Origin of the sequence: Streptomyces sp. NPDC020597, assembly GCF_044335095.1 — a bacterium.
Classification (GTDB): domain Bacteria; phylum Actinomycetota; class Actinomycetes; order Streptomycetales; family Streptomycetaceae; genus Streptomyces.
Genome location: NZ_JBIRUL010000029.1, coordinates 42302 through 60890, shown reverse-complemented (window position 1 = coordinate 60890; position 18589 = coordinate 42302). Strand labels below are relative to the sequence as shown.

The following is an 18589-nucleotide window of genomic DNA, read 5'->3' as shown; positions in this document are numbered from 1 at the left end:
CGACGTCAGCCTACGGCCGTCCGCCGCTTCAGGAGCGCGAGGGCCCGCTCGCACCAGCGCACGTACGTCTCCTCGAAGGCGATGCCGCCGATCAGGGTCAGATAGGGGCCGATCCGCTCGGCCTCGCTCAGGTACTCGTCCTCGGTGCGCCCGTCGAGGAGGCGGTCGCGGACCCGCTCGTAGCGGGCGAGTTTGCCGCGCGACCAGCTCAAGCGCTCCTCGATCAGCTCGCGCGTCGCCCCGGGGTCCGCGCCGTCCATCGCCTGGATCTTGACGAGGAGCTCGTCGCGCAGGGCGGTGGGCCGGCGGGTCGGCGCGGCGGCGAAGGCGCTCAGATCCGCGCGGCCGGCACCGGTGAGGGTGAACATGCGCTTGTCGGGCCGGCGCTCCTGCCGCACCATCCGTGCCTCGATCAGGCCGTCCTGGGCGAGGCGCTCCAGTTCGCGGTAGAGCTGCTGCGGGGTCGCCGGCCAGAAGTTCGCGAGGGAGACGTCGAAGATCTTCGACAGCTCGTAACCCGAGGCCTCGCCCTCCAGGAGAGCGGCCAGGACGGCGTACTTGAGGGACATATGGACACGGTAACAGCAGGTGATTATTCTCAGTCGCACCTAATCAACAAATTTACTATCGCTGCGAACGAGGAGATCCGATGCGCGCATTCCGCGAGGCGGTCGAGGCAGGCGATCTCGACGCCGTCGAGGCGCTGCTGTCCGAGGACGTCGTCTTCACCAGCCCGGTCGTCTTCAAGCCCTACCCCGGCAAGGCGATCACGGCGGCGATCCTGCGCGCGGTGTCGCAGGTCTTCGAGGACTTCCGCTACGAACAGGAACTGGCGGGCGGCGACGGGCGCGAACACGCCCTGGTCTTCTCGGCGCGGGTGGGGGAACGCCGGCTCACGGGCTGCGACTTCATCCACGTCGACGAGCACGGCCTCATCGACGAACTGACGGTCATGGTCCGCCCGTTGTCCGGTGCGCAGGCCCTCGCGGCGGCCATGGGCGCACGGTTCGACGACATCGCGAAGGAGGCGGAGGCGCGGGCGGCCTCCGCCTCCTGAGGGGCGTCAGTCCTTGAGGTCGGCGAGCGTGGCCCGGGAGTCGGTCTTCAGCCAGCCCGAGACCTCGCCCAGCGTCGGCGGGTCCTTGTCGGTGCTGTACGAGGAGTAGTAGGCGCTGTAGCTCATCGTGTAGGTCACCCAGCCGTCGCGCACGGCGAGGGTGGCGTACAGCGAACCGCTCGAGGAGGAGGAGGACGTGGTGTCGTCACTGACGAGATAGGCCTCGTCGCCGATGCCCGTCACGGCTTCCACGTCGTAACCCGAGTGGCTCTCGGAGTAGTTCTTCCAGGTGGCGGTGAACTCCGGCCCCGGGTCGGTCTTCTTGTGCAGGTCCAGCTGGACGTACAGGTACGCGTCCGCGTAGCTCGACCCGGTCTTCTTCAGGCTGAGGTTGCACAGCACCTCGTCGAGGGCGTCGTCCCCGAGGCTGTTGTGGGTCGGGGTGCTGTCGTTCGCCGCGTACTCCGTCCGGAAGGACGAGTAGTCGGTGGAGTTGCACAGGTTGACCGGCGCCGAGTAGCCGCGCAGGTCGACGTCGGATCCGGAGGGGATCAGGAAGACGCCCGCGGCCCACGCGGCGGACGCCGCCACCGCGCCGACGACGGCCCACAGGACCGCCCGCCCCGCGCGGCCCCCGCCCGTCGGCGGCGGCGGCCCGACGACCGGGTACTGGCCGGGCTGGACATAGGGGTTGCCGGGCTGCGGCTGCGGCTGCGGCTGGGCCAGGGGTCCGACCAGGGTCGGCTGGGCGTAGACGCTCTGCTGGGCGGACGGGGAGGCGGGCGCCGCCGGGGGGAACCCCAACGGCCCGCCGGGGGCGGGTGACTGCGGATTCGGATAGGGGTACGCGCTCGGCTGGGCCGGCGCCCCGGACGGCGGCTCCGGCTGCTGCGGAGGCTGAGACGGCGTGGACATGACGTGAAGATAATGCACACATAGCAGTCAAGTCCGTTGCTGTCACCGATCGTTACCCTCTGAGGACATCTGCGGCAAACCACGGAAGAATCCACGCGCGTCCATCGGCGTGCTACAGTACGACTGGCACTTGTGTACGTCCTTCTTGGACGCCGGTGCCGATTCTCTCTGTCCGCCGAGCCACCCGCCGTTCCCGGCCGGTGCAGCGGCCTTTCCACACCACACCTCGTCGACACGGCAGTGCGCTGTGACGAGATGCGGTTCCCGCCGCCCCAGGCGCGTGTCGCGCCCTTCTCCCGCGGCTGCTCCCTTCTTCCTTCCCGCACGCCCCCGTGCCTCCCGCCGTCAAAGGACACACCATGACCGCCCCCACTCTCGAACAGCCCTCCGTCCACCAACAGCCCCCGGTCCGCATCGTCGCCGGCGTCCTCGACGTCGACGCCGGCGGGAAGGGCCGCCTGCGCCCGCTCGACTGCCTCCCCACCCCGGACGACGTCCAGGTCCCCGCGGCGCTGATCCGCCGTCACGGACTGCGCGGCGGCGACCTCGTCGAAGGTGTGTGCGGCGCCCAGCGCACCCTGACCGAGGTGACCCGCGTCGGCGGCCGCGCGCCCGGCGAGCTCCGCGGCCGCCGCCAATTCCGCGACCTCACCCCGCTCCACCCGCACCGCCGGCTGCGCCTGGAACACCCCGCGGCCGGACTCGCCGGGCGGGTCATCGATCTCCTCGCGCCCGTCGGCAAGGGTCAGCGCGGGCTGATCGTCGCCCCGCCGAGGACCGGCAAGACCGTGCTGCTCCAGCAGATCGCCGCCGCCGTCGCCGGCAACCACCCCGAGGCCCGGCTGATGGTCCTGCTGCTCGACGAGCGGCCCGAGGAGGTCACCGACATGCGGCGCTCCGTGCGCGGCGAGGTGTACGCCTCGACCTTCGACCAGGCGCCCCGGCAGCACATCGCCCTCGCCGACCTGGTGGTCGAGCGGGCCAAGCGGCTCGTCGAGGCCGGCGAGGACGTCGTGATCCTCCTCGACTCGCTGACCCGGCTGTGCCGGGCCCACAACAACGCGGCCGCCGCCGGGGGCCGCACCCTCAGCGGCGGCGTCGACGCGACCGCGCTGATCGGCCCGAAGCGGTTCTTCGGCGCGGCGCGCGCGGCGGAGGAGGGCGGGTCACTCACCATCCTCGCCACCGCCCTGGTCGAAACGGGTTCGCGCGCCGACGACTTCTACTTCGAGGAACTGAAGAGCACCGGCAACATGGAGCTCCGCCTGGACCGCGAGCCGGCCTCCCGGCGGGTGTTCCCCGCGGTCGACGTCAACGGCTCCGGCACCCGCCGCGAGGAACTGCTGCTCTCCCCCGCCGAGTCGGCCGCGGCGCGGGGTCTGCGCCGGGCCCTGCAGACCGCGCACGGCCGAGCGAACCTGGAGGCGCTGCTGGAACGGCTGCGGCAGACGCCCGACAACGCCGCCTTCCTGCGGCTGATCCAGCCGACCCTGCCGACCGGCTGAGGGGAGGTCCCCCATTGGGGTGCTCGCCGGGTCGCCTTCGGCACGGGCGGGACGGAGAAGAGGGCGACCGTTCCTAGGTTGATCGTATGACGATCGGATTCTCCTCTCGGGTCGCTCTCTCGGCGGGCGTGTTCTGCGCGGCGGGCGCCCTGGCCCTCGGTCCCGTCGCGGCCGTCGCCCCGGCTTCGGCGGACCCGGGGCCGCCCGGCGCCCCCGGGCCGGCCCCCGCAGCCGCGCTCGCCGCCGGGCCCCGTGCCGCACGCGCGCAGGCCTCGCGGACGGGGGTCCTGTACCGCTCGGGCGTCCAGGTGAGGCCGCACGACGGCGTGCCCGACGTCCCGGACGTCTCCGCGCTGTCCTGGCTGGTCGCGGACGCCGACACCGGTGAGGTGCTCGCCGCCTCGCACGCCCACCGCAAGCTGCCCCCCGCCAGCACGCTCAAGACGCTGTTCGCCCTCACCGTGCTGCCGGTGCTGCCCGCCGGCCTGCGGCACCGGGTCACCGAGGAGGAACTCGCCGGCATCGGGCCGGGCAGCAGCCTGGTCGGGGTCGCCGAGGGGCAGACCTACTCGGTCGCCGACCTGTGGCGCGGGGTGTTCCTCAACTCCGGCAACGACGCCGTGCACGTGCTGGCGGCCCTGGGCGGCGGCTGGAGCGCGACGACCGCCCGGATGCAGGAGAAGGCCCGCTCCCTCGGCGCGCTGGACACCCACGTCCGCTCCCCCGACGGATACGACACACCCGGCCAGGTCTCCTCCGCGTTCGACCTGGCCGTGTTCGGCCGGGACGGGCTGCGCAACGCCGACTTCGCCCGCTACTGCGGCACGGCGGAGGCCTCGTTCCCGGGCGGCGACGGCTGGTCGTACGGCATCGCCAACACCAACCGGCTGCTGACCGGGCACGACGGCGTCGAACCGTACCCCGGGCTGATCGGGATCAAGAACGGCTACACCAGCAAGGCCGGCAACACCCTGGTGGCCGCCGCCCGCCGGGGCGGGCAGGGCCTCGTGGTGACGGTGATGAACCCTCAGGCGGGCGGCGGGCACGCCGTCTACGAGGAGGCGCGGGAACTGCTCGACTGGGGGTTCGAGGCGGCGGGCCGTGTCGAACCGGTCGGCTCGCTCGACGCACTGCGCACCCCGCCGCCCCCCGTCGCCGGACCGGAGCCGGCGTTCACCCCGGCGCCCACGCGAACTCCTCCGCAGGCGGCCACGGCGGCGCCGGTGTCCCCGCCGGCTCCGTCGTCCACGCCGCCCCCGGCGGGGACACCGGCGGTGAGGCCGGCCGCGGTCGCCTCCGCGGACCCGTCCTTGCGTTCTGGATGGACGGCGGTCGCGGAGATCGCCGGCGCGGCCGTCCTCGGCGGTGCGGCGGTGGCGGCGGTGTTGTGGGTCGCACGCCGCCGGTTCACCCGCGACTGACCCCGGCGGCCACGGCGCGCATGCACGGCGGCGGCTCCCTGGGCGGGACGGGCCGCGGGCGCTCCGCCCCTGCCCGCTTCCCTCAGCGCGGCGCTGAGCCACCCGGCCGGCGCGGGCCGGTCCCGGACCGTCCCCGCGAAGGCAGGGCGAGGTCAGAACACGGACAGTCCCGTGAGCGTCGTGAACCGGTCGAGCGCGGCCACTCCCGCCACGGAGTTGCCGTGCTCGTCGAGGCCCGGACTCCACACGCACAGCGTGCAGCGGCCCGGCACGACGGCGATGATGCCGCCGCCCACTCCGCTCTTGCCCGGCAGGCCGACCCGATAGGCGAACTCGCCGGCGGCGTCGTACGTCCCGCAGGTCAGCATGACCGCGTTGACCTGCTTGGCCTGGCTCCTGGTGAGCAGCCGCTCGCCGTCGGCGCGCACGCCGTGCCGGGCGAGGAAGCCGGTCGCCAGGGCGAGGTCGGCGCAGGAGGCGGTGAGGGAGCACTGCCGGAAGTACTGGTCGAGCAGGACCGGCACCTCGTTGTCGATGTTGCCGTACGACGCCATGAAATGGGCGAGAGCGGCGTTGCGGTGGCCGTGCGCGGCCTCGGAGGCGGCGATCTCCTCGTCGAAGTCGAGGCCGGGGTTTCCGCTCTCGGCGCGCAGGAACTCCAGCAGCTCGCCGGCCGCGTCGCCGCTGCGCGTCTGCAGGCGGTCGGTGACGACCAGCGCGCCCGCGTTGATGAACGGGTTGCGCGGAATGCCTCCCTCGTACTCCAGCTGCACCAGGGAGTTGAAGGGGTTGCCGGAGGGCTCCCGGCCCACGTGCTCCCAGAGTTCGTCGCCCTCGCGGGCGAGGCCGAGCGCGAGGGTGAAGACCTTGGTGAGCGACTGTGTGGAGAACGGCTCCCGCCAGTCCCCCACGCCGTACACCGTGCCGTCCAGCTCCGCGACGGCCATGCCGAAGCGGCGCGGGTCGAAGGCGGCGAGCGCCGGGATGTAGTCGGCGGGCCGGCCGCGGCCGGGGGTGCGCTCCATCTCCTCGGCGATCCGCTCCAGGACCGGCTGGAAGGCGAGGGACGACGTCGTTGTCATGATCACCATTGTGCCTCCGTACCGTTCCTGGCGCGTTCGTCGCAGGTCGCAGGGGGTCTGCCCGGGTCAGACCAGGGTGTGGCCGCTGCCCGCCAGCACCTCGGGGCGCAGCAGTCCGGCGAGGCGTTCGGCGGGCAGCAGTCCCTTCTCCAGGACGAGTTCGGCGACGCCCCGGCCGGTGACGAGGGCCTCCTTGGCGATCTCGGTCGCGGCCGTGTACCCGATGTGCGGGTTGAGGGCGGTGACCAGGCCGATGGAGTTCTCCACGCTCGCGCGCAGCGCCTCGGTGTTGGCGGTGATGCCGTCCACGCAGCGTTCGGCGAGGGTGAGGCAGGCGGCACGCAGGTGGGTGATGCTCTCCGACAGGGAGTGCAGGATGATCGGCTCGAAGGCGTTGAGCTGGAGCTGTCCGGCCTCGGCGGCCATGGTGATGGTGACGTCGTTGCCGATCACCTCGAAGGCGACCTGGTTGACGACCTCGGGGATCACCGGGTTGACCTTGCCGGGCATGATCGACGAACCCGCCTGCACCGGCGGCAGGTTGATCTCCCCGAGGCCGGCGCGCGGCCCGGACGACAGCAGCCGCAGGTCGTTGCAGCTCTTCGAGAGCTTGACGGCGATCCGCTTCAGCACGCCGGACATCTGCACGAACGCGCCGCAGTCCTGGGTGGCCTCGACCAGGTCCGCGGCGGTCACCAGGGGCAGCCCCGTGATCCGCGCGAGGTGGCTGCGGGCCGACTCGGCGTATCCCGCGGGCGCGTTGAGTCCTGTGCCGATCGCGGTGGCGCCCAGGTTGATCTCGTGGATCAGCTCGACGGCCTCGGCGAGACGGCTGCGGTCCTCGTCCGTCATGACGGCGTACGCGGAGAACTCCTGGCCGAGCGTCATCGGCACCGCGTCCTGCAGCTGGGTGCGGCCCATCTTGAGCACGTCGCGGAACTCGACGGCCTTGCGGGCGTAGGAATCCTGCAGCACGGCCATCGCGTCGAGCAGTCCGCGCACCGCGAACACCGTCGCCACCTTGACGGCGGTCGGGTACACGTCGTTGGTGGACTGACCGAGGTTGACGTGCTCGTTGGGGTGCAGGAACCGGTACTCGCCCTTCGCGTGGCCGAGCAGCTCCAGCGCCCGGTTGGCGATCACCTCGTTGGCGTTCATGTTGGTCGACGTGCCCGCGCCGCCCTGCACGACGTCCACGACGAACTGGTCGTGCAGCAGGCCCGTGCGGATCTCGCGGCAGGCGGCGACGATCGCGGCGGCCTTCTCCGGCTCGAGCAGACCCAGCTCCTCGTTGGCCAGCGCAGCGGCCTCCTTGACCGCGGCGAGGGCGTCGATCAGGTGGGGATGGGCGGAGATGGACGTGCCGGTGATGGGGAAGTTCTCGATGGCGCGCAGGGTGTGGACACCCCAGTAGACGTCGGCGGGAACGTCCCGGTCTCCGAGCAGGTCGTGTTCGCTGCGGGTGACGGCGGTGGTCATGAGGGTGCGACCTCTTTCTGAGGCTGGCGCTGAGGGTGGACGTGCGAGGGAGGCGGAGTCCGGTGGAGTCGGGCGGCGGCCGGCTCGGGCGGTTCGAGGTGGCGGCCGGCTCGGGCGGTGCGGGGTGGCGTCCGCCCGAGCCGGTCGGGCGCCGTCCGGTGGTGACCGGACCGGCGGTCGGGCGGCCGGGCGCGGGGCCCGGCCGGGTCTGCGGTGGGAGGGACGGCCGGTGGGAGCCGGCGGTCCGCCGGTGGCCACCGCGCACACTCGGTGGCCACCGGAGTCGTCAGGCGCAGGCCCGCACGGTGACCGGGTCCAGTGCCCGGACGGGTCGCAGGCTGCCCACCGGCTCGCCCCCGCCGAGGAGCGGCTCGCCCGCGAAAGCGGTGAGAAGGCTCGGGTCGACGCCGGCCCGGACGAGGGCGGCCGCGGTGACCGGGACGCGGGCGCGGTTCGCACCGTCGGAGATCTTGACGGCGACGGCTCGGCCGTCGGGGAGCGCGGCGACCTCGACGCCCTCGAAGCCGTCCTTGGCGAGCAGCCCGGGCACGGCGTGCATCAGGGCCGCGACGTCCCGGCCGGCGCCGGAGGCCATCTCGGCATGGGCGCGCATCGCGTCGGCCACACGTGCCTCGGGGGTGCCGGGCGCGGAGGCGATGACGCGGGAGAGGGCCCGGGCGAGGCCGTGCAGGGAGACGGAGAACAGCGGTGCGCCGCACCCGTCGACGGTGACCCGGGCGATGCGCTGCCCGGTGAGGTCCTCGACGATCTCGGCGATCGCCTGCTGGAGGGGGTGCTCCGGGTCGAGGTAGCCGTCGAGGGACCAGCCGTTGAGCTTGCAGGTGTAGAGCATGGCCGCGTGCTTGCCGGAGCAGTTCTGGGCCAGGCGGGAGGGCGCGCGGCCCGCCCGTATCCAGTCGTCGCGGACCGCCGGGGCGTACGGCAGGTCCTCGACGTTGCGCAGGTCGTCCTCCGTGACGCCGGCCAGCTCGAGGATGCGCCGGGTCCCGGCGAGGTGGCGTTCCTCGCCGGAGTGGCTGGCCGCCGCGAGCGAGAGGAGCTCGCCGTCGAGCGGCAGCCCGGCGCGGACCATGGCGACGGCCTGGACCGGCTTGAGCGCCGAGCGCGGATAGAAGGCGGCCTCGACGTCGCCGAGCTGGAGCTCGACGGCGCCGCCGGCGCCGAGGACGACCACGGAGCCGTAGTGGACGCCCTCGGTCACCCCGCCGCGGACCAGGTGGGCGACGGGTGTGTGGAGGGGTTCGCGGATCACGGGGGCGTCGGCGAGGGAACTGCTGTACATCACTGCCTGTATCACTGGTGGGCGGTCGGCGGCCGGCGGCCGGGTCACAGGTCGGCCTCGGACGAGGTGCGGGCGAGGTTGCGGCGGATGCCGTACCACCCGGCGACCAGGGCCGCGACGATCAGCGGCAGACACAGCACGGTGGTCCGTCCGGCGCCGCCGTCGGCGTACATGAGGACCAGGACCGAGGCGAGGAAGAAGAGCGTCACCAGTTCGGTCCAGGGGGAGCCCGGCAGCCGGTAGCCGGGGCGGGTCAGCTCGCCCTTCTGGGTCTTCTGCCAGAAGAGGAGGTGACAGATCATGATCATGCCCCAGGTGGCGAGGATGCCGATCGCCGCGAAGTTCAGCACGATCTCGAAGGCGTCCGCCGGGACGACGAAGTTCAGGCCCACGCCGAGGACGCAGATGCCGCTGGTGAGCAGGATGCCGCCGTAGGGGACCTGGCTGCGGCTCATGACCGAGGTGAACTTCGGCGCGGAGCCGGACATCGCCATGGAGCGCAGGATGCGGCCGGTGGAGTACAGGCCGGAGTTGAGCGAGGACATGGCCGCGGTGAGGACGACGAGGTTCATGACCCCGCCCGCCGCCGGGATGCCGACGTTGGACAGGACCGTCACGAAGGGGCTCTCGCCGGAGGTGTACTTGTTCCACGGCAGCAGCATCGACAGCAGGACCACCGAGCCGACGTAGAACAGGCCCACGCGCCACATGATCGAGTTGATCGCCTTCGGCACGATCTTCTCGGGGTTCTCGGTCTCGCCGGCGGCGACGCCGACCAGTTCGACGGAGGCGTAGGCGAAGACGACGCCCTGGATGATCAGCAGCATGGGCAGCAGGCCGCTGGGGAAGATGCCGCCGTTGTCGCTGATGAGGGAGGGGCCCGGGGTGGAGCCGTCCACCGGGTGCTGGGTGACCAGCAGGAAGATCCCGATGCACATGAAGATCACCAGGGCGCTGACCTTGACGATGGCGAACCAGAACTCCAGTTCGCCGAAGATCTTCACCGAGATCAGGTTCACGGTGAGGACCACGGCCAGGGCGATGAGCGCGATCACCCACTGGGGTATGTCGGAGAACATGCCCCAGTAGTGGGTGTAGGTGGCGACCGCGGTGATGTCGGCGATGCCGGTGGTGGCCCAGTTCAGGAAGTACATCCAGCCGGCCGTGTACGCGCCCTTCTCGCCCATGAACTCACGGGCGTAGGACACGAAGGCGCCGGACGAGGGGCGGTACAGGACGAGTTCGCCCAGGGCGCGCACGACGAGGAAGGCGAAGATCCCGCAGACCGCGTAGGCGATGAAGAGGGAGGGCCCGGCGTCGGCGAGCCGGCCGCCCGCGCCGAGGAACAGGCCGGTGCCGATGGCGCCGCCGATGGCGATCATGTTGACGTGGCGGGACTTCAGCGACTTGCTGTAGCCCTCGTCTCCGGCGTCGATGTGAGGGGTGGAGGGTCGCGTCTCGTCTTTGAGGTGCTGGTCGCTCACGCCTCGGGTCCGCCTTCCAGGGGGGCGTCCGTGCCGGCGGCGCGGACGATGTCGGTGAGGGTGGTCTCGACGCGGTCGAGGTGGTGGCTCATGGCCTCCACGGCGTCGGTCTCGGAACCGTCGATCAGCGCCTCGACGATCGCCCGGTGCTCGCGGTTGGACTGTTCGCGCCGGCCGCCCAGTTCGTTGAGGAAGGCCGACTGACGCGCCAGTGCGTCCCGGATCTCCTCGATGACCCGGCGGAAGACCGGGTTCTGGGCGGCTTCGGCGACGGCCAGGTGGAAGAGGGTGTCCATCGCGACCCACGCGGTGGTGTCCGTCTCCCGCTCCATGCGCTCGAGCAGGTGGGCCAGGTGGTCCAGGTTCTCCGCGGTGCGGCGCCGGGCCGCGTACCCGGCGACCGGGATCTCGACGTGGCGGCGCACCTCGAGCAGATCGCTGGCCGCGTAGTCGCCGAAGGTGGGGTCCTCGACGGTGTTGGCGATCACGAAGGTGCCCTTGCCGGTCCTGGCGACCGTCAGGCCCATGGTCTGCAGGGCGCGCAGGGCCTCGCGCAGCACGGGCCGGGACACCTCGAGGGTGCGGCAGAGCTCCGCCTCTGAGGGGAGCTTGTCGCCGATGGCGTACTCGCCGCGTTCGATGGCGCCGCGGAGGTGGACGAGCACCGCTTCCATGGCGCTGACGCGCCGCGGCACCCGACCACCTGTCTGGCTGTCTGACAGGTTCACGGGAGAGATACTCCGGGTGGCCCGAGGGCCCTGTCAAGGCGTCTGAAGACAAAAATTCAGGGGCGGGCGGCCTGAAAGGCAACGTCCCGCCCCCGTAGGGGAGTCGGCGGCTCAGCTGTCGAGGACTCCCGAGGCCAGCAGTCCGAACAAGGCCAGTCCGACGACGATCCGGTACACGACGAACGCGTTGAAGGAGTGCTTGGCGACGAACTTCAGCAGCCAGGCGATGGAGGCGTAGGCGACCACGAAGGACACCGCCGTGCCGACGGCCAGCGGCGCCGCGCCCGCTCCGGTCCCCAGGGCGTCCTTCAGCTCGTAGATGCCCGCGCCGGTGAGGGCGGGGATGCCGAGGAAGAACGACAGGCGGGTGGCGGCGACCCGGTCCAGGTCCAGGATGAGCGCGGTGGACATGGTCGCGCCGGAGCGGGAGAACCCGGGGAAGAGCAGCGCGAGGATCTGGGAGCTGCCGACGAGCATCGCGTCCTTGAACGAGGTGTCGTCCTCGCCGCGCTTGTGCCGGCCCATCTGGTCGGCCGCCCACATCACCCCGCTGCCGACGATGAGCGAGCCCGCCACCACCCACAACGAGGCCAGCGGTCCCTCGATCAGCGGCTTGGCGGCGAGGCCGACGACGACGATCGGGATCGTCGCGTAGATCACCCACCAGGCGAACCTGTAGTCGTGGTGGTGACGCTCCTCACGGTCGCGGAGCCCGCGGAACCACGCCGACACGATCCGCACGATGTCCTTGCGGAAGTACACGAGGACCGCGGCGATCGCTCCGACCTGGATGACGGCGGAGAACCCGACGACCGCGTCGTCGTCGACCGGAATGTGCATCAGCCCTTCGGTGATCTTCAGATGACCGGTGGAGGAGACGGGGAGGAACTCGGTCACTCCCTCGACGGCTCCGAGGACGACGGCCTGGCCGACGGAGATGGCGCTCATGGAATCCAGTTCTGAGGAGACGAATCGGTCGACGGCGTGGTGGACGCCCCGGTGTCGGAGACAGTCCTACCAGGCCGGGACCTGCCGGGCGTCTTCACGACCACGCCCACTGCCCGAGGGCGACCCCGGCGAACGCGGCCCCGAGGCCCACGGCCACGCTGCCGGCGGCGTTGGCGACCGCCTGGAGTCCGGCCCCGGTCTCGGTCAGCCGCAGCGTCTCGTACGAGAACGTGGAGTACGTGGTCAGCGCCCCGCACAGCCCCGTCCCCAGGAACAACCGCAGGTCGGGGCCGACCGTCGGGGCCCCGGTCAGCGTGCCGAGGACCAGGCAGCCGATCATGTTCACGACGAAGGTGCCCCAGGGGAAGACGGAGTCGTGCCGGGACTGCACCGCGCGGTCGGTCAGGTAGCGCAGCGGCGCGCCGATCATGCCGCCGGCGACGACCACCAGCCAGTTCACAACGAGTTCTTACCCTTCATGTCCGAATCGTCCGGCTGGTCGCCACGGCTTCCGTCCGCGTCGGCGCCCCGGCCGGCGCGTCCGAGGACACGGCACTCGTCGAGGACCGCCAGTCCGTCCGTGATCAGCTCGTCGAGCTGCGGCAGGAAGGCCTCCACCCGTTCCGGCGTGTCGACGATCACGACGGCGACCGGAAGGTCCTCGCTGAGCGAGAGCAGTCGCGAGGTGTGGATCAGCGAGGACGCGCCGAAGCCCTCCACACCGCGGAAGACGCTGGCCCCCGCGAGACCGGCCGCGTGGGCGCGGTGCACGATCTCCGAGTACAGGGGCCTGTGCCGCCAGGTGTCGTTCTCGCCGACGAAGACGGTCAGCCGCAGGGCGCCGCCCGCGAGCCGCGTCATCGCCGCCCCCGCGAAAGGACGCGGCGGGTCGCCGTGGCCGCCAGCCACACCGCGGCGAGCGCCGCGGCCGGGGTCGCGGCGAGGTAGGCCAGGGCGGTGCCCGTGCGCCCCGCGTCCAGCAGCTTCTGGACGTCGACGGCGTACGTCGAGAAGGTGGTGAAGCCGCCGAGCACCCCGGTGCCGAAGAACGGCCGCACCAGCCGATGGGCCGTCACGACCTCGGTGATCACCACCAGGAACACGCCGATCGCCGCGCAGCCGACCACGTTCACCCAGAACGTCGTCCAGGGGAGTCCGCCGTCCCCGGTGGGCCACCGCAGGGCCGCTGCGTAGCGGGCGGCTGCGCCGACGCCACCGCCGAGGGCCACGACGGCGACCACCAAAAGCGGACCCGAGCGGGCGGTCCGGCGCGGGGCCCCGGCGCGGAGGCTCTGGGCCTGTGGGGCTGTCATCTCGTCACGTCTCCCGCCGGTCCGCCCGCCCCGCCGGATCCCGACTGATCACGGCCGGGCACCAGCTTGACACGCTCCTCGCCCTGAAATCGAGGAGCGTCGCCCTACCCGGTCGCCGGCGCCTCGCAGATCGCGATGCCCCGCTCCCACAGGCTGCCCAGGACCAGCCTGCCGCCGCTCTCGCAGACGCTGGTGACCATGCGGAAACCGGAGCGGCGCCGGGTGAGCCGGTGCAGGACCCGGCCTTCGTCGTCGACCGCGAGCACGCCCGTCGTACCCGAGGGGCGGTAGGGCGCGTGCACGGCGAGGCGGGCGGCGCGGCGGCGCAGAGCGGGGCCCGCGCGGTGCAGCAGGCCGAGCGGGGGGACGGGCGGCCCGGCCAGCGCCACCCAGACCGGGCCGTCCGGCGTGCCGCGCCACATGTTGTCCGGGAAGCCCGGCAGGTTCGTGGCGAGCGGTTCGGCCTGTCCGGCCCGGGGGCCGGTGAGCCGGAAGCGGGTGAGACGGCGGGCGCCGGTCTCGGCGACGATCAGACACGAGTCGTCCCGCCCGCGCACCAGGCCGTTGGCGAACTGCAGCCCTTCCAGGACGACTTCGGCCTCGCGGGCGCCGGGCGCCAGCCGCAGCAGCCGTCCGGTGCCGCTGTGCTCGACGATGTCGCCCATCCAGTCCCGCAGCGGATGGACCCGGCTGGAGACGGTGAAATAGGCCGTCCCGTCGGGCAGGGCGACGACATTGCTGCAGAAGCGCAGCCGCTCCCCCGCCGCCGTCTCGGTCAGCACCTGCACCCTGCCCGCGCCGCCGAGGTCCACGCGCAGCAGCGCGCCGTCGGCGGCGCACACCAACAGGTCGCCGTCCGGCAGGAGTTCGAGACCGAGTGGGCGGCCGGCGATCCGGGCGAGGCGTTCGACGCGGGCGGCGGGCGGATCGTCCAGTCCGTCGACGCGCAGGATCCGTCCGTCCGCCACGCCGGTCAGGATCCGCCCCTCGGAGTCGGCGACGACGTCCTCGGGGCCGTGGCCGGGGAGCGCCACGTACCGGAGGGGGACGAGAGCCGTCCGGCCGTCCACGGCGTCCGCCGTGTTCACCGGGGCGTCTGCGCGGGGCGGTCCCTGCGGCTCCTCCGCCACGTCCGTCACCAGCCCTTCTCGAACATGCGGGCCACTTCGGCTATGCGCATCTCGTCGCGCCGGTAGTAGGTGCGGCGTCCGACGCGCTCGGCGCGCAGCAGGCCGATGCCGGCGAGCAGGGCGAGGTGGGCGTCGGCCACCCGGCGGCGCACGCCGAGTTTCGCCGCGACGACGTCGGCGGTGACTCCGTCCTGGACGAGGTCGCCGTGCCGTGGCCGCGGGAAGTGCCGGGCCGGCTCCTTCAGCCACTCCAGGATGTCGAGTCGCCGCTCACTTGCGGGAGTCCTCAGCATCGTCGTCCCTTCCGTCCGAGCCTCCTCGTACCGCGTCGTCCCACTCTTCCGCAGTCGGGCCCGCCGTGTCCCGAACTCCGTCGGCCTCGTCGCGGATCGAACCTCCCCGCACCGCAGGGCTGTTGGGGACGACGATCGGACCCCGGCGGGGGCGGGGAGGACGGACGGGGCCCGGCCGTGGGAGTGCGGCCGGGCCCCCGCCGTGCGTGGGCGGTCGATCAGCGGTGAGCGAACCAGGACATCGAGGACAGCGCCCTGTCGTCGTAGCCGAACAGGGCCTGGTTCTCCCAGCCGTTGCCGGAGGAGGCGTCGGCCGGGTCCCAGCCGTTGCCGGCGACGGCCGTCCAGGTGGACTCCCAGTAGAAGACGCCGAGTCCTCGGCCGTTCGGCACGGCCTCCACGATGCTCGCCACGTCGTTCATCCACCGGGTCTGCCCGGAGATGGTGGCCGGGTATCCGGACACCAGCTCGCTCGGCAGGTCGATGATGTTCTCGTGCGGGTCCTTGCTGTCCAGCCGGAACGGGTAGGCCGTCTCGGCGACGTAGACCGGCTTGGCGTAGCGGGCGGCCGCGTCGTCGAGGGTGGTCTGGAAGTCGGCGAGCGTGCCGTGCCAGTAGCCGTAGTACGACAGGCCGATGACGTCGAACTTCACGCCGTGGGAGACGGCGTTGTCGAACCACCGGCGGGTGCCTGCCAGGTCCCCGCCCTTGGCGAGGTGGAGCGCCACGGGGGTACGGGAGTCGACCGCCTTGACGGCGGAGTAGCCGGAGTCGAGCAGCCCTGCCAGCTGCGACCACTGGTCGGTGGAGCCCGCCGGCCACAGCATGCCGCCGTTGATCTCGTTGCCGACCTGCACCATGTCGGCGGTCGTGCCCTGCGCCTTGAGGGCGTCGAGGACGTCGTGGGTGTGCTGGTAGACGTCCGTCTTCAACTGGCTGTAGGAGTGCCCGGCCCAGGCGGAGGGCACGGTCTGCGCGCCCGGGTCGGCCCAGGTGTCCGAGTAGTGGAAGTCCACCAGGAGCTTCATGCCGCGGGCCTTGACGCGCTTGGCCGCCGCCAGGACGCGGGCCTTGTCGTTGTAGCCGTCGGCCGGGTTCACCCAGACCTTCAGGCGGGCGTAGTTCTGCCCGGCGTTCCTGAGGAGGGCGAGCGGGTCCTGGGCGGCGCCGGAGCTGTTGCGGTAGACGCCGCCGAGGGCTTCGCTCTTGACGAGTGACGACACGTCCGAGCCCTTGACGGTGAGGCCCGTGGAGCCCGGCGCGAAGGTCAGGTCGTCGACGTTGATCCAGTTCCCGGCGTTGGCGTCGGAGGTGATGCCGACGGTGCACTGGTTGTTCGTGACCGCGACGGAGGCGACGATCCGGATCCATCCGCCGGCGGAGACCGGGATGTCGGTGCGCTGCTCGGCGCCGCCGCAGTTCTTCAGCGCGATGTACGCGGACTTCTGGCCGCCGCCGGAGCGCACCCAGGCGGTGAGTCTGTAGGCGCCGTTGGTGAGCCCGGACAGGTACTGGTACGTCTCGACCTTGTAGGCGGCCGCCGAGTAGTGCGAGAGGCGGTAACCGCCTGCGTGGCCGCCGGACTCGGTGAAGGAGGCGGAGTTCTGGCCGGCCGCCGAGTACGTCGACCAGCCGGCCGGCTTCGCGGTGCCGGTGCCGTCCGCCTCGAAGCCGCCGTTGGTGAGCGCGGCGGCAGCCTGCGCGGACTGTGCGGGCAGGGCGGTGAGGGCGAGGCCCGCGGCGAGCGGAAGCAGCAGGGCCCTGAGCGTGCGTCTGGGATGGAACATCGTCGTCCGTCGTCCCTTCGACGTGATGGGTGTGGAATTCCCTCGTGGCGTGAGGGACCCGCTCCGCCCGCGGCTCGCGGCTCCACGGGCGAAGGGGGAGTCGGTTCAGCCGTCGAGTCGCACGACCCGTACGGCTCCCGCCGGGACCGCGAGGCGGCCCGTGGCGCGTTCGCCCGTCAGCAGTTCGGCGCCGGACGTCTCCAGGGGCACCTTGACGTCGGCGGCGGTGTGGTTGATCACGAAGAGGTAGTCGCCGGTCTCGCCGGAGCGGCGCACCGTCTCGACGTCACGGGGCAGTTCGGCGCGCGGGGCGATCGCCGCGTCCTCGGCGGCGCGGCCGATCAGCGCGTCGAGGCCGTCGGCGCCGAGGCGGGTGGAGACGTACCAGGCGGTTCCCTCGCCGAGGCGGTGCCGGGTGACGGCGGGGCGGCCGGCGGCGAGGCCGTCGGCGTACGTCCACACGGTCTCGGCGCCGCGCGGGGTCACGAACTCCGTCCACACGTCGCTTTCGAATCCTGAGCCTTCGGGGCCGGCGACGCGCACGCGCTCGCCCGGCAGCAGCGGCGAGAACTCCTCGACGGTCAGGCCGAGGACGTCGCGCAGCGGGCCGGGGTAGGCGCCCTCGTGCACCGCGTCGTGCTCGTCGACGATGCCCGAGAAGTACGACACGACGAGGGTGCCGCCGTTCTCGACGTACTCCGTGAGGTTGCGGCCGGCCGCCTGCGTCATCAGGTACAGGGCGGGCACGACGACCAGCGGGTACCGCGACAGGTCGGCCTCGGGAGGGGCGAAGTCGACGGTGAGGTGGCGGTCGTGGAGGACCTCGTAGAAGGCGTCGGCGCGCTCGCGGGGATCGGCGTCCTCGCTGGGCCGCCAGTCCAGGTTCTGCGCCCACCAGGAGTGCCAGTCCCACAGGACGGCCGCGTCGGCGACGGTGCGGGTGCCGCGGATCGCGGCCAGGGAGTCGAGGGCCGCGCCGAGTTCGACGACCTCGCGCCACACCCGGGTGTCGGCGCCGCCGTGCGGGACCATCGCCGAGTGGAACTTCTCGGCGCCGCGCCGGGACTGCCGCCACTGGAAGAACATGGCCCCCTCGGAGCCGCGCGCCACGTGCGCCAGCGAGTTGCGGGCCATCTGGCCGGGGGCCTTGGCGGGGTTGCGCGGCTGCCAGTTGATGCCCGAGGTGGAGTGCTCCAGCAGGATCCAGGGGGCGCCGCCCGCGACGGAGCGGGTGAGGTCGGCGGCCATCGCGAGGTTGACGTGGGTGCGGCGGCCGTCGGTGATCAGGTAGTGGTCGTTGGTGACGATGTCGACCTCTCGGCCCCAGGCCCAGTAGTCGACGGAGTCGCACTGGCTGAGGGCGGTCATGAAGTTGGTCGTGACCGGGACGCCGGGCGCGAGGCGGTGCAGGATGTCCCGCTCCGCGCGGAAGTTCTCGCGCATCGTCGCGTCGGCGAACCGCTTGTAGTCGAGGGCCTGGCCCGGGTTGCCGACCGTCGGGGTGGCGCGCGGCGGGTTGACGTCCTCGAAGCGCGCGTACCGCTGGCCCCAGAAGGCGGTGCCCCAGGCCTCGTTCACGGCGTCGACCGTGCCGTAGGCCGTCGCCAGCCAGCGGCGGAAGTGGGCGGCGCAGGAGTCGCAGTAGCAGGCGGAGACGGGGACGCCGTACTCGTTGTGCACGTGCCACATCGCCAGCGCCGGGTGGTCGCCGTAGCGCTCGGCCAGGCGCGTGGTGATGTTCGCCGCAGCCGCGCGGTAGTGCGCGTTGCTGTGGCAGATCGCGCCGCGGGAGCCGAACTCGTAGCGCACGCCCTCGGCGGTCACCGGCAGGGCGTCGGGGTGGCGGCGGTAGAACCAGACCGGCGGTGACACGGTCGGGGTGCCCAGGTCGACGCGGACGCCGTGCTCGTGCAGCAGGTCGATCACCCGGTCGAGCCAGCCGAAGTCGTACTCCCCCGGCGAGGGTTCGAGGAGGGCCCAGGAGAAGATCCCGACGCTGACCATGGTGACGCCGGCCTCCTGCATCAGCCGGACGTCCTCCTGCCAGACGGATTCCGGCCACTGCTCGGGGTTGTAGTCCCCACCGAAGGCGAGCCCGGTGAGGCCCTTGGGGGTGGTCTCCGGCATGGATTTCTCCCGTTTGG

17 protein-coding genes and 1 pseudogene are annotated in these 18589 nt (G+C 72.2%); 3 read left to right on the top strand and 15 right to left on the bottom strand.

Annotated elements, in window-relative coordinates; all coding sequences use genetic code 11:
- Positions 1 to 5 precede the first annotated feature (5 nt).
- A complete protein-coding gene (locus ACH4ZA_RS33305) occupies positions 6 to 569 on the bottom strand; it encodes a PadR family transcriptional regulator (protein WP_398432986.1) in 564 nt (187 codons plus the stop codon).
- A gap of 80 nt (positions 570 to 649) precedes the next feature.
- On the opposite strand from ACH4ZA_RS33305, the gene ACH4ZA_RS33300 reads away from it, so the two are divergent.
- Positions 650 to 1057 carry a nuclear transport factor 2 family protein gene (locus tag ACH4ZA_RS33300; RefSeq protein ID WP_398432985.1) on the top strand — a complete coding sequence of 136 codons (408 nt, stop codon included), beginning with the start codon at positions 650 to 652 and terminating at the stop codon, positions 1055 to 1057.
- A 6-nt stretch (positions 1058 to 1063) separates the two neighbouring features.
- Here the strand turns inward: ACH4ZA_RS33300 and ACH4ZA_RS33295 are convergent, their stop codons facing one another.
- Positions 1064 to 1972 carry a hypothetical protein gene (locus ACH4ZA_RS33295; RefSeq protein ID WP_398432984.1) on the bottom strand — a complete coding sequence of 303 codons (909 nt, stop codon included), beginning with the start codon at positions 1970 to 1972 and terminating at the stop codon, positions 1064 to 1066.
- 247 nt (positions 1973 to 2219) lie between these two features.
- Here ACH4ZA_RS33295 and rho point away from each other — a divergent pair.
- Positions 2220 to 3477 (top strand): annotated as a pseudogene (rho, locus tag ACH4ZA_RS33290) (transcription termination factor Rho).
- Between the two features lie 86 nt (positions 3478 to 3563).
- Complete coding sequence (locus ACH4ZA_RS33285; RefSeq protein ID WP_398432983.1) at positions 3564 to 4898, top strand: D-alanyl-D-alanine carboxypeptidase family protein; 1335 nt, start codon at positions 3564 to 3566, stop codon at positions 4896 to 4898.
- 152 nt (positions 4899 to 5050) lie between these two features.
- Here ACH4ZA_RS33285 and ACH4ZA_RS33280 read toward each other — a convergent pair whose 3' ends face one another.
- The 13 genes from ACH4ZA_RS33280 to ACH4ZA_RS33220 all read right to left on the bottom strand — a co-directional run bounded on the left by ACH4ZA_RS33280 (position 5051) and on the right by ACH4ZA_RS33220 (position 18572).
- Positions 5051 to 5989: a glutaminase gene (locus ACH4ZA_RS33280; protein ID WP_398432982.1), complete on the bottom strand. Its 939-nt coding sequence runs from the start codon at positions 5987 to 5989 to the stop codon at positions 5051 to 5053.
- 57 nt (positions 5990 to 6046) lie between these two features.
- Complete coding sequence (aspA, locus tag ACH4ZA_RS33275) at positions 6047 to 7459, bottom strand: aspartate ammonia-lyase (protein ID WP_398432981.1); 1413 nt, start codon at positions 7457 to 7459, stop codon at positions 6047 to 6049.
- 286 nt (positions 7460 to 7745) lie between these two features.
- The gene (locus tag ACH4ZA_RS33270) at positions 7746 to 8762 is read right to left on the bottom strand and encodes an asparaginase (RefSeq protein ID WP_398432980.1); all 1017 of its coding nucleotides are present in this window, start codon (positions 8760 to 8762) and stop codon (positions 7746 to 7748) included.
- 44 nt (positions 8763 to 8806) lie between these two features.
- On the bottom strand, positions 8807 to 10246 hold the full coding sequence (locus ACH4ZA_RS33265) for an amino acid permease (protein ID WP_398432979.1): 1440 nt from the start codon (positions 10244 to 10246) through the stop codon (positions 8807 to 8809).
- Positions 10243 to 10920, bottom strand: coding sequence for a FadR/GntR family transcriptional regulator (locus ACH4ZA_RS33260; RefSeq protein ID WP_398433013.1), 678 nt, complete (start codon positions 10918 to 10920; stop codon positions 10243 to 10245). The genes ACH4ZA_RS33265 and ACH4ZA_RS33260 overlap by 4 nt, the downstream gene beginning before the upstream one ends.
- A gap of 165 nt (positions 10921 to 11085) precedes the next feature.
- Complete coding sequence (locus ACH4ZA_RS33255; RefSeq protein ID WP_398432978.1) at positions 11086 to 11922, bottom strand: undecaprenyl-diphosphate phosphatase; 837 nt, start codon at positions 11920 to 11922, stop codon at positions 11086 to 11088.
- A 94-nt stretch (positions 11923 to 12016) separates the two neighbouring features.
- Entirely contained in the window at positions 12017 to 12382 is a 366-nt protein-coding gene (gene crcB / locus ACH4ZA_RS33250; RefSeq protein ID WP_398432977.1) for a fluoride efflux transporter CrcB, read from the bottom strand.
- Entirely contained in the window at positions 12379 to 12783 is a 405-nt protein-coding gene (locus tag ACH4ZA_RS33245; protein WP_398432976.1) for a DUF190 domain-containing protein, read from the bottom strand. Before ACH4ZA_RS33245 ends, crcB (ACH4ZA_RS33250) begins: the two co-directional genes overlap by 4 nt.
- Positions 12780 to 13235 carry a fluoride efflux transporter CrcB gene (gene crcB, locus ACH4ZA_RS33240; protein ID WP_398432974.1) on the bottom strand — a complete coding sequence of 152 codons (456 nt, stop codon included), beginning with the start codon at positions 13233 to 13235 and terminating at the stop codon, positions 12780 to 12782. The genes ACH4ZA_RS33245 and crcB (ACH4ZA_RS33240) overlap by 4 nt, the downstream gene beginning before the upstream one ends.
- A 104-nt stretch (positions 13236 to 13339) precedes the next feature.
- On the bottom strand, positions 13340 to 14305 hold the full coding sequence (locus tag ACH4ZA_RS33235) for an SMP-30/gluconolactonase/LRE family protein (protein ID WP_398433012.1): 966 nt from the start codon (positions 14303 to 14305) through the stop codon (positions 13340 to 13342).
- Positions 14306 to 14370: 65 nt separating this feature from the next.
- Positions 14371 to 14658: an ArsR family transcriptional regulator gene (locus tag ACH4ZA_RS33230; RefSeq protein ID WP_398432973.1), complete on the bottom strand. Its 288-nt coding sequence runs from the start codon at positions 14656 to 14658 to the stop codon at positions 14371 to 14373.
- Positions 14659 to 14876: 218 nt separating this feature from the next.
- Positions 14877 to 16445 carry an arabinogalactan endo-beta-1,4-galactanase gene (locus ACH4ZA_RS33225; protein WP_398432972.1) on the bottom strand — a complete coding sequence of 523 codons (1569 nt, stop codon included), beginning with the start codon at positions 16443 to 16445 and terminating at the stop codon, positions 14877 to 14879.
- A 105-nt stretch (positions 16446 to 16550) separates the two neighbouring features.
- Positions 16551 to 18572 (bottom strand): beta-galactosidase, encoded by a 2022-nt coding sequence (locus ACH4ZA_RS33220; protein ID WP_398432971.1) that lies wholly within the window; start codon positions 18570 to 18572, stop codon positions 16551 to 16553.
- Between the last annotated feature and the right edge of the window lie 17 nt (positions 18573 to 18589).

Bases quoted from the DNA above. Each gene is read 5' to 3' on its own strand.
- ACH4ZA_RS33305 (WP_398432986.1), bottom strand. From the start codon at position 569: ATGTCCCTCAAGTACGCCGTCCTGGCCGCTCTCCTGGAGGGCGAGGCC.
- ACH4ZA_RS33300 (WP_398432985.1), top strand. From the start codon at position 650: ATGCGCGCATTCCGCGAGGCGGTCGAGGCAGGCGATCTCGACGCCGTC.
- ACH4ZA_RS33295 (WP_398432984.1), bottom strand. From the start codon at position 1,972: ATGTCCACGCCGTCTCAGCCTCCGCAGCAGCCGGAGCCGCCGTCCGGG.
- ACH4ZA_RS33285 (WP_398432983.1), top strand. From the start codon at position 3,564: ATGACGATCGGATTCTCCTCTCGGGTCGCTCTCTCGGCGGGCGTGTTC.
- ACH4ZA_RS33280 (WP_398432982.1), bottom strand. From the start codon at position 5,989: ATGGTGATCATGACAACGACGTCGTCCCTCGCCTTCCAGCCGGTCCTG.
- aspA (WP_398432981.1), bottom strand. From the start codon at position 7,459: ATGACCACCGCCGTCACCCGCAGCGAACACGACCTGCTCGGAGACCGG.
- ACH4ZA_RS33270 (WP_398432980.1), bottom strand. From the start codon at position 8,762: ATGTACAGCAGTTCCCTCGCCGACGCCCCCGTGATCCGCGAACCCCTC.
- ACH4ZA_RS33260 (WP_398433013.1), bottom strand. From the start codon at position 10,920: ATGGAAGCGGTGCTCGTCCACCTCCGCGGCGCCATCGAACGCGGCGAG.
- ACH4ZA_RS33255 (WP_398432978.1), bottom strand. From the start codon at position 11,922: ATGAGCGCCATCTCCGTCGGCCAGGCCGTCGTCCTCGGAGCCGTCGAG.
- ACH4ZA_RS33245 (WP_398432976.1), bottom strand. From the start codon at position 12,783: ATGACGCGGCTCGCGGGCGGCGCCCTGCGGCTGACCGTCTTCGTCGGC.
- crcB (WP_398432974.1), bottom strand. From the start codon at position 13,235: ATGACAGCCCCACAGGCCCAGAGCCTCCGCGCCGGGGCCCCGCGCCGG.
- ACH4ZA_RS33230 (WP_398432973.1), bottom strand. From the start codon at position 14,658: ATGCTGAGGACTCCCGCAAGTGAGCGGCGACTCGACATCCTGGAGTGG.
- ACH4ZA_RS33225 (WP_398432972.1), bottom strand. From the start codon at position 16,445: ATGTTCCATCCCAGACGCACGCTCAGGGCCCTGCTGCTTCCGCTCGCC.
- ACH4ZA_RS33220 (WP_398432971.1), bottom strand. From the start codon at position 18,572: ATGCCGGAGACCACCCCCAAGGGCCTCACCGGGCTCGCCTTCGGTGGG.